Source organism: Williamsia herbipolensis, from assembly GCF_036153515.1.
Lineage (GTDB): Bacteria > Actinomycetota > Actinomycetes > Mycobacteriales > Mycobacteriaceae > Williamsia_A > Williamsia_A herbipolensis.
In genome coordinates, this window is the sequence record NZ_CP108021.1 from 2,780,478 (window position 1) to 2,795,494 (window position 15,017).

The window sequence follows — 15,017 nt, forward strand, 5'->3', positions numbered from 1 at the left end:
AAACCAATATGCTTGTATTGCTCCATGCAATACGGTCATATTGAGAATGTCGGACCGTCGCGCCGATCGAGCTGCCTCCGAATACTTGTCGTGGCCGTCCTCCTCGCGCTGTGCGTCGGTACGCCGGCCACTGCATCAGGCAGACCGGCCGACGATGTCGGATCGCGCGTCGACACCTACCTCGATCGCGTGGCCGACGAGCAGTCGATCCCGGGTATGGCCGTTGCCGTCATCGACGGCGAGGCGCCGCCTGTCCACCACTTCCGCGGGTACGACGGAGAAGGGCGCGCCGTCGATGCGCGAACGCCCTTCCTCATCGGGTCGGTGGCCAAGTCGATGACCGCGGCGATCGTGGCGAAGCAGGTGCGGGCGGGATTGTTGCGGTGGTCCGACCGCGTCGGTGATCACCTGCCGTGGTCGGCGGCCGCTGACGCGACGACAGAACAGTTGCTCACGCACACCGCCGGTTTCACGGCGTCCGATGGATTGGCCGTGTCGGAGCGGTTCGACAACTCGGCCGGCGCGATCGACCGCGCAGCGCGGGATCTACACCGTTCGGGTCGTCCCGGGGTCTACCGATACAGCGACGCCAACTACCTGATGCTCGGTGCCCTGATCGAGAAGGTCACCGGGCGACCGTATGCCGACGTCCTGCGCTCGGATCTGCTGGATCCGCTCGGCATGACACACACATCGGCCGCGTCGGCCGAAGTCCGCGATCTGCCTGCAGGACATCGGTTCTGGTGGGGGCAGCCGGTCCGGTACGACCCCGGCTTCGACGAATCGGGAGCGCCGTACGGCTACATCGCGTCGACGATCGAGGACATGGTCGTCTACGCGCAGGCGCAGATGGGACGAGCTCCCGACGTTCTCGATGCCACGATGCTGGCCGACCTCCATCGTCCACGTGTTCACTCGGGCGACGACCGGTACGGGTTCGGTTGGCGTGTCGCTGATTCCGACGGACGCCGGGTGGTGCACCACACGGGGGCGACGCCCGGCTACTTCGCGCACGTGATGCTCAGGTCCGACGGGAACGGTGTCGTCGTGCTCGCGAATGCGTACAGCGAGGCTCGCGCCCCGGCCCTCGCTGCTGTGGCCGGTGATCTCCTCGCCATCACCGACGGACAGCGACGTGAGCCCGGTTCCGGCGACGCCGTGCTCGGGCTGCTGCCATGGGCTCTGGCGGCTGCAGTGGGAATCGGACTGCTGGCCACGGTTCTCGCGTGGCGTCGCGTTCGTCGCCGCGGACTCCGCATCGCCTGCGCCGTCGCATCGCTCGGTGTCGTCGCGGCCGTGGTGATGGGACCCTGGCTCCTCGGAGCGTCAGCGCGACAGCTGTGGATCTGGGCGCCGGACGCGGCGGTCGGTCTCGTCGCGACCGCAGTGTCGTGGGCAGCCCTGGCTGCGACCCTAGTCGGGCGTACACGCCCCGGATGGATTACGTGGCAGTGGGTGCGGGTGCGTCCTCGCGCTGCGGCTCGCGACTGAGCCGCCCCGCCCACCAGGCGCACATCATGAGCTGCACCTGATGGAACACCAACAGCGGCAGCACGATCAGACCCACCTGCGAGTCGGAGAACAGCACGGCGGCCATGGGCAGGCCGGTGGCGAGACTCTTCTTGGTGCCGCAGAACTGGATCGCGATCTCGTCGGCACGGTCGAAGCGCATCAGGCGCGCCACCCGCGAGGTCAGCCACAGCAGGAAGCCCACCAACGCGACCGATCCCGCGATCAGCACCAGCACCTGCCACCACTGCACCGTCGACCAGATGTGCTGCTGCATGCCCTCGCTGAACGCGACGTAGACGACCAGCACGATCGACCCGCGGTCGACGAGCTTCGTCGGCTTGGCATGTGCGGTGAGCCACGATCCGATCACCGGGCGCGCGAGCTGACCGACGATGAACGGCACGAGGATCTCGAGGACGATCGTCAGGAACGAGCCGGGCGAGATGCTGACGCCGCCGGTGGTCGAGATGAGCGCCACCACGAGCAGCGGCGTGAGGACGACGCCGAGGAGATTCGACGCCGACGCGCTCACGATCGCGCCGGCCACGTTGCCCCGGGCGATGGAGGTGAACGCGATCGACGACTGCACCGTCGACGGCACGAGACACAGGAACAGCACACCGGTGTACAGGTCGTCACCGAGTACGTGCGGAGCGATCGGTCGCAGCGCGAGCCCGATCAGCGGGAACAACACGAAGGTGAACGCCAGGATCGTGAGGTGCAGGCGCCAGTGGGTGAGTCCGGCCAGCGCCTCCCGCGGATGCATACGCGCGCCGTAGAGGAAGAACAGGAGCGCGATCGCGGCCACGACGACCCACGACATCACGTCGGCGAAGCCACCACCGGCGGGGAGGATCGAGGCGATCGCGACCGCGGCGAGGATCGCCAGGATGAAGCCGTCGATGTGCAGACGTGCGAGCACGATGGATTACCCGGCGCGTCAGGAGGTGTGTGCCGAGGCGTCGGCGGAGCCGGCCGCGGTCGGGGCGCACGAGCCCTGCAGCACGCAGCTGCCGCATCCGCCGGAGGTCCCGCACGACGACGACTCCTCATCCCAGTCGGGCACCCGCGCGGCCGCGCGCAGTCCGTAGGAACTCGCCGCGCCCAGGATGACCAGCGCCGCCACCAGCGCGACCAGTGCGAACACCAGACCGGTGACGCTGCCGGCGCCCACGCCGAGCACCGCGCCGAGGGCGAGGATGACTCCCCCACCGATGAGTCCCGGTCCGGCGACGGCGTGCGCCGCGGCGAATGTCTCGTCGGTGCGCAGGGTGACCGGCGTGCGGATACCCACGAACCGGTTGCGCGGCAGTCGCCGGGTCACGCCGAGAACCCCGGACGTGACGAAGACGACCGCCAGGACGGCATCGACCACGGCGATGGTCAGGGCAGCTGCGTTCACGGTGTCGATTCTACGAGCACCTACCGCCCCCGACCGCATCGAGGTGACGCTTTACGCTGGTCAGGTGACTGAGTACCGCTACACCGCCCAGCTGGCCGGCGAGATCGAGGAGCGCTGGCAGGGGATCTGGAACGACCGCCGCACCTACGAGGCCCCGAACCCGGTGGGCCCGCTGGCCGGCGATCTGTCCGCCTTCGGCGCTCCGGACCGGTCGAACAAGCTCTTCGTCCAGGACATGTTCCCGTACCCGTCCGGCGCCGGCCTGCACGTCGGTCACCCGCTCGGGTTCATCGCCAGCGACGTCTACGCGCGCTTCCACCGCATGGACGGCGCCAACGTCCTGCACACGATGGGCTTCGATGCCTTCGGCCTGCCCGCCGAGCAGTACGCCGTGCAGACGGGTACGCATCCGCGGTCGACCACCGAGGCGAACGTCGAGCGCTACCTCGCCCAGATCCGTCGGTTGGGTCTCGGTCACGACGAGCGTCGCCGGGTCGCCACCACCGACGTCGATTTCTACCGCTGGACGCAGTGGATCTTCCTGCAGATCCACGACGCCTGGTACGACACCGACGCCGACCGTGCGCGCCGCATCCCCGAACTGGTCGCCGAGTTCGAGACAGGCGAGCGCGCACCGAAGAACGGCGAGGTCTGGGCCGAGCTCGACGCCCTCGGGCGCGCCGAGGTCCTCGACTCCTATCGCCTGGTCTACCAGTCCGATTCGGTGGTGAACTGGTGTCCCGGTCTGGGGACCGTGCTGGCCAACGAGGAGGTCACCGCTGACGGTCGCAGCGACCGCGGCAACTTCCCGGTGTTCCGGAAGCGGCTGCGGCAGTGGATGATGCGCATCACCGCCTACTCCGACCGTCTGATCGACGATCTCGAACTGCTCGACTGGCCCGACAAGGTCAAGGCGATGCAGCAGAACTGGATCGGCCGGTCCCGTGGAGCGCAGGTCGCCTTCGGTGTGCCTGGTGTGGACAGCCCCATCGAGGTGTTCACGACTCGCCCCGACACCCTGTTCGGCGCCACCTACATGGTGCTGGCGCCTGAGCACGCGCTCGTCGACGCGATCGTCGCCGACGCCTGGCCGGCCGATGTCGACGCCCGGTGGACCGGTGGCGCAACCGATCCCGCGGCCGCCGTCGCGGCCTACCGTGCCGCGATCGCCGCGAAGTCCGATCTCGAGCGGCAGGAGAGCAAGGAGAAGACCGGCGTCTTCACCGGCGCGTATGCCACGAATCCCGTTAATGGGCAGCAGGTCCCGGTGTTCATCGCGGACTATGTGCTCCTCGGTTACGGCACCGGCGCCATCATGGCGGTGCCCGCCCACGACGGACGCGACCACGAGTTCGCAACAGCGTTCGGCCTTCCCATCGTCGAGGTGATCGGGTCCGAGCAGGGCGTCGCCGACGCGGCGTACACCGGCGACGGACCGATCGTGAACTCGGACTTCCTCGACGGTATGCGCGTCGACGAGGCGAAGACGGCGATCATCGACTGGCTCGAGGCCCGGGGCGAGGGAACGGGGACCGTGCAGTACAAACTGCGCGACTGGCTGTTCGCACGCCAGAGATACTGGGGTGAGCCGTTTCCCATCGTCTACGGTGCCGACGGGACCGCGCATGCGATCCCGGAGTCGGACCTGCCGGTGGAGCTTCCCGAGGTCGACGATTTCGCACCGGTGTCGTTCGACCCCGACGACGCCGACAGCGTACCCTCGCCCCCGTTGGCCAAGGCCACCGACTGGGTGAACGTCGAACTCGATCTCGGCGACGGGCTGCAGCACTACACCCGCGACACCAACGTCATGCCGCAGTGGGCCGGCAGCTCCTGGTACCAGCTGCGCTACATCGACCCCACCAACGACGAGGCTCTCTGCGCGCCGGAGAACGAGCAGTACTGGATGGGCCCGCGCCCGGATCTGCACGGCCCGAACGACCCGGGCGGTCTCGATCTCTACATCGGTGGTGTGGAACACGCTGTGTTGCATCTGCTGTACTCGCGGTTCTGGCACAAGGTGCTGTTCGACCTCGGTCATGTCAGCTCGAAGGAGCCCTACCGGAAGCTCTACAACCAGGGCATGATCCAGGCCTTCGCCTACACCGACGCCCGTGGCATCTACGTGCCCGCCGACGAGGTCGTCGAACGCGACGGTGGATTCTTCCTCGGTGACGCACCGGTGAATCGTGAGTACGGGAAGATGGGCAAGTCGCTCAAGAACTCCGTTGCGCCCGATGACATCTGCCGCGACTACGGGGCCGACACTCTGCGTGTCTACGAACTCTCGATGGGTCCGCTCGACCAGTCGCGCCCGTGGGCGACCAAGGATGTCGTCGGTGCACAACGTTTCCTGCAGCGCGTATGGCGCCTGGTGATCGACGAGGAGACCGGCGCGGTCCGCGTCACCGACGCCACGCCGGGTGAGGACACGCAGAAGCTCCTGCACCGCACCATCGCCGGCGCCCGTGAGGATTATGCGGCGCTGCGCGACAACACCGCGGTGGCCAAGCTCATCGAGCTCACCAATCACCTCACCAAGGTGTACGCCGACGGCGCCCCGCGCGAGGTGGTGGAGCCGCTGTTGCTGATGCTTGCCCCGGTGGCGCCGCACATCGCCGAGGAACTGTGGTCGAAGCTCGGTCACCCGGATCCGTTGGCGCGCGGCCCCTTCCCCGTCGCCGACGAGAGCCTGCTGATCGAGAACACCGTCGAGATCCCGATTCAGGTGAAGGGCAAGGTGCGCAGCCGCATCACGGTCGCCGTCGACGCCGACGAGGCGTCGGTGACGGCGCTCGCCCTCGCCGACGAGAAGATCGCGCCGCTGCTCGACGGTGAGCCCCGGAAGGTGATCTTCGTGCCGGGCAAGATGATCAACATCGTCCCGTAGGACCTCCGGTGAGCGGATCGGCGCGGGTCGCCACGGCATCGACGCCGAGGTTCGTGCTGATCCTCATCGGCGTGGGCGGTTTCCTCGACGCGTACACCTACCTCACCCGCGGCGGCGTGTTCGCGAACACCCAGACCGGCAACGTGATCCTGCTCGCGACCTCCGGGGCGGCGGGGGAATGGCATCGTGCCGTCGCGCACCTGTGGTCGATCATGGCCTTCGTGGTCGGCGTCCTCGTCGCCACGGTCCTGCGCACCTGGTGGCGCGACGCCACGAGCGCCGCACTCCTGGTGTCGGTGAACTCCGCGCAGGCACTCGTGCTCGGAGTGGTGGCCGCCGTGCCCGCCGAATGGCCGAATGTCGTGGTGACGGTGCCGATCGCGTTCGTGGCGGCCATGCAGATGGAACTGTTCCGCACCATCGGCGGGATGCCCATCATCACCATCGCGACCACGGGCAACCTGATGCGTTTCGTCGAGTCGGTGCACGCTCTGCTGACGCAGCGCGACGCCGAGAGTCGCCGCCGGTGCGCTCTCTACAGCGCGGTGGTGGCGGCGTTCGCCGGGGGAGCGGTGGTCGGCGCGATCGTCTCGCGTTGGCTGGGCACGCCGGCGGTGGCCGTCTGCGCGGTCGCGATGATCGTCGTCGCACTCTTCGTGGTGCACGACGCCCGCCAGATCGACGCCGACGCCCCCGAACCGGAGGGGTGAGAACTCATTTCTGCGGCAACGTCAGGACGAACGCTGCGGCGCGATCGGTCCAGTCGCCGAGCGCGTCGTCGTCGACGAGGCCCGGCGGGTCGATGCGGAGCCATCCGCGAGCCGGCTTGCCCGACATGATCATCGGTCCGACGTGGTCGCGGGCCATCAGAGCGTCGGCGTCGGCGGGATCGACCCGCACCATCAGGCCCTGCTGCTTGCTGAGGATGACCACGGCCATGTGACCGTCGACGAGGAACGCGAGGCCGCCGAACATCCGCTTCTCGGTGAGGTGCGGCTCGGTCTCCATCGCGTCGCGGATGCGATCGGCGAGGTCCTCGTCGTAGGCCATGGTCTGCGCTCCAGGGCGTCTCAGTGCGTGGCGACGGCCGCGGGGTCGGATTCGATGTGGCGGTGCGACAACTCGCGCAGAGCGCGGAACACCCGACGCGACGACTCGGCCCACGGCATGAGGATCGGGAACACGTGGAACATGCCCTTCTCCTCCATCGCGTACACGGTGACACCCGCGGCCGAGAGGCTCTCGGCGAACTTCCGGATGCCGTCGCGGAACATCTCGTCGGCCCCCCAACAGACGAAGGTCGGTGGGAACCAGGTGGGGTCGGGCTTGGCGTAGATCGCCGACACGCGTTCGTCGTTGGGCTGAACACCCTGCAGGTACGGACTGACCGGCACGTTCCACGGCAGGATGTCGAGCTGGGCGTTGGCGGTGATCGACGGGTGATTGAGGTCCAGATCGACCTCGGGCGAGAACAGCATCACCGCAGCGGGTTTCGCCAGTCCGTGGTCGTGCAGATACGACACCAACGAGGTGGCGAGGCCACCACCTCCGGAGTCGCCGGCGATCACGATGTGCTCGGCGTCGATCCCACGCTCGAGCAGACCGCGGTAGGCGTCGGCGGCGTCGTGCACGCCCGCGGGGAACGGGAACTCCGGTGCCATGCCGTAATCGGCGATGAACACCTCGTAGCCGGTGATGTTGACCAGCGATGCCGCGAAAGCCGAGTACATGATCGGCGACGTGCCGATGTACCCGCCGCCGTGGAGGTAGAGGACCGTGGCGGTGATCGTCTCCTTGTCCTCGCTGTCGTCGACGTAGTCGTCGGAGCTGGCCTTGGCGCGGCACCAGATGCCCTCGATACCGCCGACCGTGTCGTCGGTGAGCTCGACACCGTCGGTGAGGCTGATGAACGGCGGCATCACCACGCGGCAGATGTCGTCGAGGATCTTCTCCATCGACCGGAACTCCTCGATCGGCAACGCCATCGAGTAGCCCATGAACGACCGGATGGTCTGCCGCGTCACCGATTGACCGATGTTGTCGAGCAGCCCGCCCGGTCCCTCCCAGAACCGCCGGAACGGGACACGGGCGAGGCCGTTGAGCATGCTCTCGGCCAACCCGACCATCGCCAATGCGGTCACCGGGGCCGATGCCGTCTGCACTTCGGGACGATCCGCCATCACCATGGGCTCATCCTAGGGAAGCCACCGACAGTACAGCCAACCCTGTATCGTCAGCCGCCATGACCACCGCGCTGCGTCACGACGCCCTCGCCCGATTCGGATATGCGCTGTCCGACGCCACCCGCACCCAGATCCTGATGCGGCTCGCCGACGCGCCGGGCTATCCATCGGATCTGGCGGTCGAGATCGGGGTGTCGCGACAGATCCTCTCGAACCACCTCGCGTGCCTGCGCGGCTGTGGACTCGTGGTCGCGACGCCGGAGGGCCGGCGTACGCGCTACGAGTTGGCCGACGCCCGTATCGGCCGTGCCCTGCACGATCTGGTCGGCGTCGTGCTCGCGGTCGATCCGGCGTGCTGCCCCGGTTCCGACGCGCACGGGTGCTGCTGATGGGGACCGGGACCGAGACGGTGACGCTGCCGGATCGGCGGACGGTGTTGTCGCGGCGGATCCGGTGGTTTGTCGCGATCACCATCACCTACAACGTGATCGAAGCCGTCGTCGCGCTCGTCGAGGGCACGCGGGTGTCGTCGACGGCGTTGATCGGCTTCGGCCTGGACTCGGTGATCGAGGTGTCCTCGGCGGCTGCGGTGGCATGGCAGTTCGCCGGTCGGGATCCCGAGGCGCGGGAGAAGATCGCGCTGCGCATCATCGCGGTGTCTTTCTTCGCCCTCGCCGCCTATGTCGCCGTCGATGCCGTTCGCGGGCTCCTCGGTGCGGCCGACGCCCGGCACTCGGTGGTCGGGATCGTCCTGACCGCTCTCAGCCTGGCGATCATGCCGGTGCTGTCGTACGCCCAGCGGCGGGCGGGCCGCGAACTGGGTTCGGCGTCGGCGGTGGCCGATTCGAAGCAGACGCTGCTGTGCACCTACCTGTCGGCGGTCGTGCTGGTGGGCCTGGTGCTCAACTCGACGCTGGGATGGTCGTGGGCCGATCCGATCGCGGCACTGGTGATCGCCGCCATCGCGGTGTGCGAGGGCCTGAATGCGTGGAGAGGCGATGCGTGTTGCGCCCCGCTGATACCCGGTCGCCCCATGACATCGGATCGCGCCTGCGACTGCTGCGACTGAGGCTTGCGCCGGGATGTCGCGGTTGAGTAGCCTGACTCCAACGAACTAGAGTCAGGAGGTGGCCATGACGAATGTGGCCGATGCAGTGGTTCTGGTGACCGGGGGTCGCCGTGGCCTGGGGGCGGCACTTGTCGACGAGGTGCTCGCGCGCGGCGCTCGAGCCGTCTACTCGACGGCACGCACCGAGTTCGCCGACGATCGACCTGCCGTCACGACCGCTGCACTCGACGTCCGCTCGCAGGATTCCGTCGAGGCACTCGCGGCGAGGGCAACCGATGTCGACATCGTCATCAACAACGCCGGCGTACTCCTCCCCGCGCCCCTGCTCAGCGGCGAGTTCTCCGACATCACGGACACCTTCGACGTCAACGCCTTCGGCCCGCTCCGCGTCACGCGGGCGTTCGCCCCGATCCTCGCGCAGAACGGTGGCGGTGCCGTCGTCACCATCCACTCGGTGCTCTCCTGGCTCGCGGGGAGCGGCGCCTACGGCGCATCGAAGGCCGCGATCTGGTCGGTGACCAACTCGCTGCGTACCGAATTGGCCGCCCAGGGCACTCAGGTGCTCGGGGTCCACGCGGGTTTCATCGACACCGAGATGGTCGCCGACATCCCGATGGAGAAGACGTCGCCGGCGATCGTGGCGAGCCGGATCCTCGACGGCCTGGAGGCGGGGGAGCGAGAGGTGCTGGCCGACGACATCACCGTGGCCGTCAAATCGATGCTGTCCGGACCGGTCGACGACCTCGTCTTCAGCGCTGACCACTGAACCGACACCCGAGGAGGAGAGATCGCATGCCGCTGTGGACCATTCACCACTCGCCGGGCATCTTCACCGACGAGGACAAACACGCTCTGGCCGAACAGATCACCGATCGCTACGAGGAGGTGGGCCTTCCCCGCTTCTATGTCGTGGTGATCTTCCGGGAGGTCGGTGCCGGCGACATCTTTGTCGGCGGGGCATCTGCACCGAAGACCGCGCGGATCGAGATCGCCCACATCGCACGACATCTCCCCGATTCGGCGAGCCGCCGACGCACCGCCCGGTGGGTCGGCGACGTGCTCTCCCCGTATCTCGTTCGCGACGAGATCCACTGGGAGTTCCACATCGACGAGACCAGCGAGGAGTTGTGGATGATCAACGGCCTCGTCCCGCCCCCGGCGCGATCGGAGGCGGAGAAGGCCTGGGCCGCGAACGGTCGTGCCGCGCCCTACTGACCGACGAGCGAGCGACCGGCGCCCCACCGTGTGGTGGGGCGCCGGCCGATCGGTGGCTCAGGCCGCTGCGGTCACGTCGGCGGTGGAGTCCTCCAGCGCCGCGAGGATGATGTCGGCGACATCGGTCATCGGTCGGACCTCGACCGCGTCGAGCACCTCGGCGGGCACGTCGTCGAGATCGGGTTCGTTCCGGATCGGGACGAACACCGTTGTGAGACCGGCCCGCTGGGCCGCGAGCAGCTTCTGCTTCAGCCCACCGATCGGCAGCACGCGGCCGTTCAGCGTGACCTCACCGGTCATCCCGACCTCGGCGCGAACGCGACGGCCGGTGGCCATCGACACCAGCGCCGTCACCATCGTCACGCCTGCCGACGGTCCGTCCTTGGGGGTGGCACCCGCTGGGACGTGGATGTGGATCTTGCGATCCAACGCCGCCGGGTCCACGCCGAGTTCGGTGGCGTGGGAGCGAACGTAGGACAGTGCGATCTGCGCCGACTCCTTCATCACGTCACCGAGCTGCCCCGTGAGGGTCAGACCCGCGTCACCGACGGTCGACGACGCCTCGATGAACAGGACGTCGCCACCCATGCCGGTGACCGCGAGACCCGTTGCCACACCGGGCACGGCCGTGCGCTCCTCCGACTCCGGGGTGAACCGGGGCCGTCCGAGGTAGTCGACGAGGTCGGGTTCGTCGATCACCAGTGCGGTGTCGTCGGCCGCCAGTCTGGTGGTGGCCTTGCGCATTGCCTTGGCGAGGAACCGCTCGAACTGTCGCACGCCCGGTTCGCGGGTGTAGTCGGCCGCGATCTTGCGCAACGCGTCGTCGGTCACGGTGACCTCGTCGGCGGTCAGAGCGGCGCGGTCGCGTTGGCGGGGGAGCAGGTAGTCCCGCGCGATCGCGACCTTGTCGTCCTCGGTGTAGCCGTCGAGGGTGACGAGCTCCATGCGGTCGATCAGTGCCGACGGGATCTGTTCCACCACATTGGCCGTCGCGAGGAACACGACGTCGGACAGGTCGAGGTCCAGATCGAGGTAGTGATCACGGAACGTGTGGTTCTGCGCCGGATCGAGCACCTCGAGCAGGGCCGCGGCCGGGTCGCCGCGCTGGTCGGAGCCCACCTTGTCGATCTCGTCGAGCAGCACGACCGGGTTCATCGACCCGGCCTCGCCGATCGCACGCACGATGCGTCCGGGCAGGGCACCGACGTAGGTCCGACGGTGACCACGGATCTCGGCCTCGTCACGCACGCCGCCGAGGGCGACGCGGACGAACTTGCGACCCAGCGCCCGGGCGACGGATTCGCCGAGCGAGGTCTTGCCGACGCCGGGAGGGCCCGCGAGCAGCATGACCGCGCCGGAACCGCGACCGCCGACGACCTGCAGACCGCGCTCGGCGCGACGGGCACGCACCGCGAGGTACTCGACGATGCGGTCCTTCACGTCCTCGAGTCCGTGATGGTCGGCGTCGAGGATCTCGCGCGCCGAGGCGATGTCGGTCGAATCGGTCGTGGTGGTGTCCCACGGCAGGTCGAGGACGGTGTCCAACCAGGTTCGCAGGTAACCACTCTCGGGCGACTGCTCGCTCGAGCGCTCCAGTTTGCCGACCTCGCGCAGTGCCGCCTCGCGAACGTTGTCGGGCAGCGTCGCCGCCTCGATGCGTGCGCGGTAGTCGTCGGAACCGTCCGGCTCGCCCTCGCCGAGCTCCTTGCGGATGGCGGCGAGCTGCTGACGCAGCAGGAACTCCTTCTGCGTCTTCTCCATGCCGTCGCGGACGTCGCCGGCGATCTTGTCGTTGACCTCCACCTCGGCCAGGTGGTCGGTGGTCCAGGTGATCAGGGTGCGCAACCGCTCCACGACGTCGGGTGTCTCGAGCAGTTGTCGCTTCTGCACGTCGGTGAGGTACGAGGCGTAGCCGGCCGTGTCGGCCAGGGCCGAGGGGTCGGTCAGCTTGTTCACCGAGTCGATGACCTGCCACGCCTCGCGGCGCTGCAGCATCGCCAGGACGAGCTTCTTGTACTCGGCCGCGAGTTCGCGGGTCTCTTCGGTGACGGTCGGCTCGGCGGCCTCGTCGACCTCGACCCACAGCGCGGCACCCGGGCCGGTGGTGCCCGACCCGATGTGCGCCCGCTTCTCGCCCTTCACCACGGCGGCGTGTTGTCCACCGCCGAGGCGTCCGACCTGCACGATCGATGCGATCACGCCGTAGGAGGGGTAGCGGTCGTCGAGCCGGGGCGCGACCAGGAGCTTCTGCGAATCGGTGGCCTGCGCGGCATCGACCGCCGCGCGGGCGGCGTCATCGAGCTCGATGGGGACCACCATGCCGGGCAGCAGGATGGGATCGGTCAGGAACAGGACTGGCAAGCGGGTGTCGCTCATTCTTCCTCCAGGGTTAAGTCTGACTCGCTCAACTGGTCGGAGGGGTTGATCTGTTCCCGCTCAAGTCCGGTGTTCGTTGTGGGCGAAACCGGGTCGCGCGGAGATCGTCCCTCCACGGACCTGCCTCGGGTCATATGCCCGAGGTGACGCTGTACGCGGACGATCTCAGTCACCGAGCGTCGTGCTGACCGCGGTCGGGGGCATGTCGGTGTGTGCGGCGATGTCGACGCGACGGGTGCCGCACTCGCCGCAGCGGACGTAGAGGACGGTCCCGTCGCTGGTGCGGTGTGCGGACTCGGTGAGCCAGGCGTGTTCGTGGGTCTGCAGGGTCGGGCTGAGGGTCGAGTTCTCGGTCGAAGAGGTGTGCATGCGTCCACTGTGATGTCATGGTCATGTGCATCTCAACCCTTACGGCGAATACGCGGTACTCCTGGCGGCCTCGTTGGCCAACGACTGGCCCGAGGACTGCGCCGGGATCGAGGCTCGGGCGCGCGAGTTCGGGATGACGGGTCGATTCGAGACCCGCCCCGACGATCACGCGCGGACCCGCGAGGTGATCGACGAGTGGCTACGGATGGTCGATGCCTCCACCGAGGACGAGCGGGCACGTCTGCTCAACGAGACGATGAGCGTCGCCGCGGCCTATCCGCGGTTGACCAACCACAACGACGAAGGATGGCACCTGCACTATCGCGACCGGAATCAGTCGCTCGCCCACGTCCTCACCGCGGTCATCTCGGTGGGGACGGCGCTGCACCTCACCACCCGCGGCATGCACCGCATCGGCCGGTGTGCCGCCGGCCTGCCCGGTGGCGGCGACTGCGAGATGGTCATCGTCGACGTCAGTCGGAACGGGACCCAGCGGTATTGCTCGGTGCGGTGCGCGAATCGTGCTGCGGTGCGCCGACATCGAGCCCGGACATCGTCGGTTCGGCGCTAGGAGCCGTCGCCGGAGATGATCGCGTCGATCTTCCACCGACCGGATCCGTCCGCCGAGACGTAGAAGGCGTCGCCGCGGGCGACGTCGGCGACGACGGCCGGGGTGCGGACGCGCACATCGACGAGGACGCGTGCGGCCGAGTCGGTGAGGGTGACCCGTGCGCACCACGCGTCGGTTCCCTGGGGCAGCGCGGCGATCCACCGTTGCAACTCGATGACGGTCGGGACGGGCGCGGTGTCTGCGATCGCCGCGCGAGCCGCCACCGGCGACCTGTCGGTGATGGCCGCCGCGAGGAAGGTCGCGATAGCGCCGGTCGGCGAGGTCGGATCCGCGCGCTCGTCGATCGTCGTCACCGCACCATCGGTCCCCGTGGTGCAGAACGGGATCTGCGGACCGTCCGCGGGAGCCGCGTTGTCCTGAGCATCCCCCGTCGAACCCGCACCACTCGATCCGGAGACGGTCGAACCCGTACCGCTCGACCCCGAGGACGTGGCGAGAACGACAGCGCCCGCGACGATTCCGGCCACGACGACCACCGCGCCCGAGATGAGCGCGACACGACGCCGATTGCCGCCTCGAGCCCGCCGCCTCCGCGAACCGCGTACGGCGATCTCCTCGAGTGTCGCCGACCAGTTCGACGACGGATCGGTGTTCATCGGCACCCAGGGGGGCGCCTCCGGCGACCCTCGCGGCGGTCCCGGATCGGCGGCGGTGAACCACGGGGGCTCGGGGGGTGTGACGCGGGGCGGGGGCGTCTCGGTCGGCCCGGGAGCCGACTGCCGTGCGAACGGATCGGTGTCGGGCTCCCCCGGAGGTGATACCGATGGGTCGTGAGGGTGGGGCTGATCGTCCGGTGGCAGTCGGGGATCGTCTGTCACTGATCCACCACGCCCGCGATCCGTACATCACCCGGAGGGCCCGTGACCGTCGCGCGCAGCCGATACTCGTTGGTTCCGCCGGCCGGGGGTTGATAGGTGAGGGTGTACAACACCGTGTCGGGCCGAGTCTGGCGCATCCGCAAACAATAGGTCGTGCCGGGCGGGTAACCCCCGATTGCCTGCGAGATCAGGGACGGCGACGCCATGGCCGCGCCGGTCGCGACGGCGTCGGTCACCCGGGCGGTGTCGCGTCCCGTGATGACCGCCCAGTTGTAGTCGGCGACCACCGCCACCCCCGATTCGTGGCTGCCCTTGCCGTTGGTGACGGTCTCCCCAGGAGCTGCGGTGGTCGGGTCGCACCGCAGCGGGTCGATGGCGGGAATCGCTGCGGCCGAGGTCGATCCGGACGGCATGGTCACCACCGACGCGGCCGGCGAACCGCCGCCACACGCGGTGAGGCCCAGCATCAGCGCGGTGACGGCACACACCACCAGGCCACCCGGTCTCGCCCGGCGGCGAGAGGGTGGCCTGGTGGCGTGATCGCACGTCGTC

General features: G+C 68.5%; 16 protein-coding genes. 8 read left to right on the forward strand and 8 right to left on the reverse strand.

Annotated elements, in window-relative coordinates; translation table 11 throughout:
• Positions 1-90 precede the first annotated feature (90 nt).
• Positions 91-1,491, forward strand: coding sequence for a serine hydrolase domain-containing protein (locus OG579_RS12505; protein WP_328856188.1), 1,401 nt, complete (start codon positions 91-93; stop codon positions 1,489-1,491).
• On the opposite strand, the gene OG579_RS12510 is transcribed toward OG579_RS12505, so the two are convergent.
• Both OG579_RS12510 and OG579_RS12515 read right to left on the reverse strand, forming a co-directional pair.
• Entirely contained in the window at positions 1,442-2,434 is a 993-nt protein-coding gene (locus OG579_RS12510) for a bile acid:sodium symporter family protein (RefSeq protein WP_328856189.1), read from the reverse strand. The two genes, OG579_RS12505 and OG579_RS12510, sit on opposite strands and share 50 nt — an antisense overlap.
• An 18-nt stretch (positions 2,435-2,452) precedes the next feature.
• Entirely contained in the window at positions 2,453-2,914 is a 462-nt protein-coding gene (locus tag OG579_RS12515) for an SdpI family protein (protein ID WP_328856190.1), read from the reverse strand.
• A 64-nt stretch (positions 2,915-2,978) separates the two neighbouring features.
• Here OG579_RS12515 and leuS point away from each other — a divergent pair, with 64 nt between their 5' ends.
• Both leuS and OG579_RS12525 read left to right on the forward strand, forming a co-directional pair.
• Positions 2,979-5,804 carry a leucine--tRNA ligase gene (gene leuS, locus OG579_RS12520; RefSeq protein ID WP_328856191.1) on the forward strand — a complete coding sequence of 942 codons (2,826 nt, stop codon included), beginning with the start codon at positions 2,979-2,981 and terminating at the stop codon, positions 5,802-5,804.
• Positions 5,805-5,812: 8 nt separating this feature from the next.
• Positions 5,813-6,514: a YoaK family protein gene (locus OG579_RS12525; RefSeq protein ID WP_328856192.1), complete on the forward strand. Its 702-nt coding sequence runs from the start codon at positions 5,813-5,815 to the stop codon at positions 6,512-6,514.
• Positions 6,515-6,518: 4 nt separating this feature from the next.
• On the opposite strand, the gene OG579_RS12530 is transcribed toward OG579_RS12525, so the two are convergent.
• On the reverse strand, positions 6,519-6,854 hold the full coding sequence (locus tag OG579_RS12530; protein WP_328856193.1) for a TfoX/Sxy family protein: 336 nt from the start codon (positions 6,852-6,854) through the stop codon (positions 6,519-6,521).
• A gap of 20 nt (positions 6,855-6,874) precedes the next feature.
• On the reverse strand, positions 6,875-7,990 hold the full coding sequence (locus tag OG579_RS12535) for an alpha/beta hydrolase (RefSeq protein ID WP_328856194.1): 1,116 nt from the start codon (positions 7,988-7,990) through the stop codon (positions 6,875-6,877).
• Between the two features lie 56 nt (positions 7,991-8,046).
• Between OG579_RS12535 and OG579_RS12540 the strand changes: the two genes are divergently transcribed.
• The 4 genes from OG579_RS12540 to OG579_RS12555 all read left to right on the forward strand — a co-directional run bounded on the left by OG579_RS12540 (position 8,047) and on the right by OG579_RS12555 (position 10,271).
• Positions 8,047-8,376 carry an ArsR/SmtB family transcription factor gene (locus tag OG579_RS12540; RefSeq protein ID WP_045824887.1) on the forward strand — a complete coding sequence of 110 codons (330 nt, stop codon included), beginning with the start codon at positions 8,047-8,049 and terminating at the stop codon, positions 8,374-8,376.
• Positions 8,376-9,056, forward strand: a complete 681-nt coding sequence (locus OG579_RS12545) for a cation transporter (RefSeq protein WP_328856195.1) — start codon at positions 8,376-8,378, stop codon at positions 9,054-9,056. Before OG579_RS12540 ends, OG579_RS12545 begins: the two co-directional genes overlap by 1 nt.
• Positions 9,057-9,120: 64 nt before the next feature.
• Positions 9,121-9,822: an SDR family oxidoreductase gene (locus tag OG579_RS12550; RefSeq protein ID WP_328859232.1), complete on the forward strand. Its 702-nt coding sequence runs from the start codon at positions 9,121-9,123 to the stop codon at positions 9,820-9,822.
• A gap of 26 nt (positions 9,823-9,848) precedes the next feature.
• Positions 9,849-10,271 carry a tautomerase family protein gene (locus OG579_RS12555; RefSeq protein ID WP_328856196.1) on the forward strand — a complete coding sequence of 141 codons (423 nt, stop codon included), beginning with the start codon at positions 9,849-9,851 and terminating at the stop codon, positions 10,269-10,271.
• 57 nt (positions 10,272-10,328) lie between these two features.
• On the opposite strand, the gene lon is transcribed toward OG579_RS12555, so the two are convergent.
• Both lon and OG579_RS12565 read right to left on the reverse strand, forming a co-directional pair.
• Positions 10,329-12,647: an endopeptidase La gene (lon, locus tag OG579_RS12560; RefSeq protein WP_328856197.1), complete on the reverse strand. Its 2,319-nt coding sequence runs from the start codon at positions 12,645-12,647 to the stop codon at positions 10,329-10,331.
• A 165-nt stretch (positions 12,648-12,812) separates the two neighbouring features.
• The gene (locus OG579_RS12565) at positions 12,813-13,016 is read right to left on the reverse strand and encodes a hypothetical protein (RefSeq protein WP_328856198.1); all 204 of its coding nucleotides are present in this window, start codon (positions 13,014-13,016) and stop codon (positions 12,813-12,815) included.
• Positions 13,017-13,041: 25 nt separating this feature from the next.
• Between OG579_RS12565 and OG579_RS12570 the strand changes: the two genes are divergently transcribed.
• A complete protein-coding gene (locus OG579_RS12570; protein WP_328856199.1) occupies positions 13,042-13,587 on the forward strand; it encodes a CGNR zinc finger domain-containing protein in 546 nt (181 codons plus the stop codon).
• Here OG579_RS12570 and OG579_RS12575 read toward each other — a convergent pair.
• Positions 13,584-14,243: a hypothetical protein gene (locus OG579_RS12575; protein ID WP_328856200.1), complete on the reverse strand. Its 660-nt coding sequence runs from the start codon at positions 14,241-14,243 to the stop codon at positions 13,584-13,586. The two genes, OG579_RS12570 and OG579_RS12575, sit on opposite strands and share 4 nt — an antisense overlap.
• 218 nt (positions 14,244-14,461) lie before the next feature.
• The gene (locus OG579_RS12580; protein ID WP_328856201.1) at positions 14,462-14,953 is read right to left on the reverse strand and encodes a hypothetical protein; all 492 of its coding nucleotides are present in this window, start codon (positions 14,951-14,953) and stop codon (positions 14,462-14,464) included.
• Positions 14,954-15,017 lie beyond the last annotated feature (64 nt).

Bases quoted from the DNA above. Each gene is read 5' to 3' on its own strand.
- OG579_RS12530 (WP_328856193.1), bottom strand. From the start codon at position 6,854: ATGGCCTACGACGAGGACCTCGCCGATCGCATCCGCGACGCGATGGAG.
- OG579_RS12535 (WP_328856194.1), bottom strand. From the start codon at position 7,990: ATGGTGATGGCGGATCGTCCCGAAGTGCAGACGGCATCGGCCCCGGTG.
- OG579_RS12540 (WP_045824887.1), top strand. From the start codon at position 8,047: ATGACCACCGCGCTGCGTCACGACGCCCTCGCCCGATTCGGATATGCG.
- OG579_RS12545 (WP_328856195.1), top strand. From the start codon at position 8,376: ATGGGGACCGGGACCGAGACGGTGACGCTGCCGGATCGGCGGACGGTG.
- OG579_RS12550 (WP_328859232.1), top strand. From the start codon at position 9,121: ATGACGAATGTGGCCGATGCAGTGGTTCTGGTGACCGGGGGTCGCCGT.
- OG579_RS12555 (WP_328856196.1), top strand. From the start codon at position 9,849: ATGCCGCTGTGGACCATTCACCACTCGCCGGGCATCTTCACCGACGAG.
- lon (WP_328856197.1), bottom strand. From the start codon at position 12,647: ATGAGCGACACCCGCTTGCCAGTCCTGTTCCTGACCGATCCCATCCTG.
- OG579_RS12565 (WP_328856198.1), bottom strand. From the start codon at position 13,016: ATGCACACCTCTTCGACCGAGAACTCGACCCTCAGCCCGACCCTGCAG.
- OG579_RS12575 (WP_328856200.1), bottom strand. From the start codon at position 14,243: ATGAACACCGATCCGTCGTCGAACTGGTCGGCGACACTCGAGGAGATC.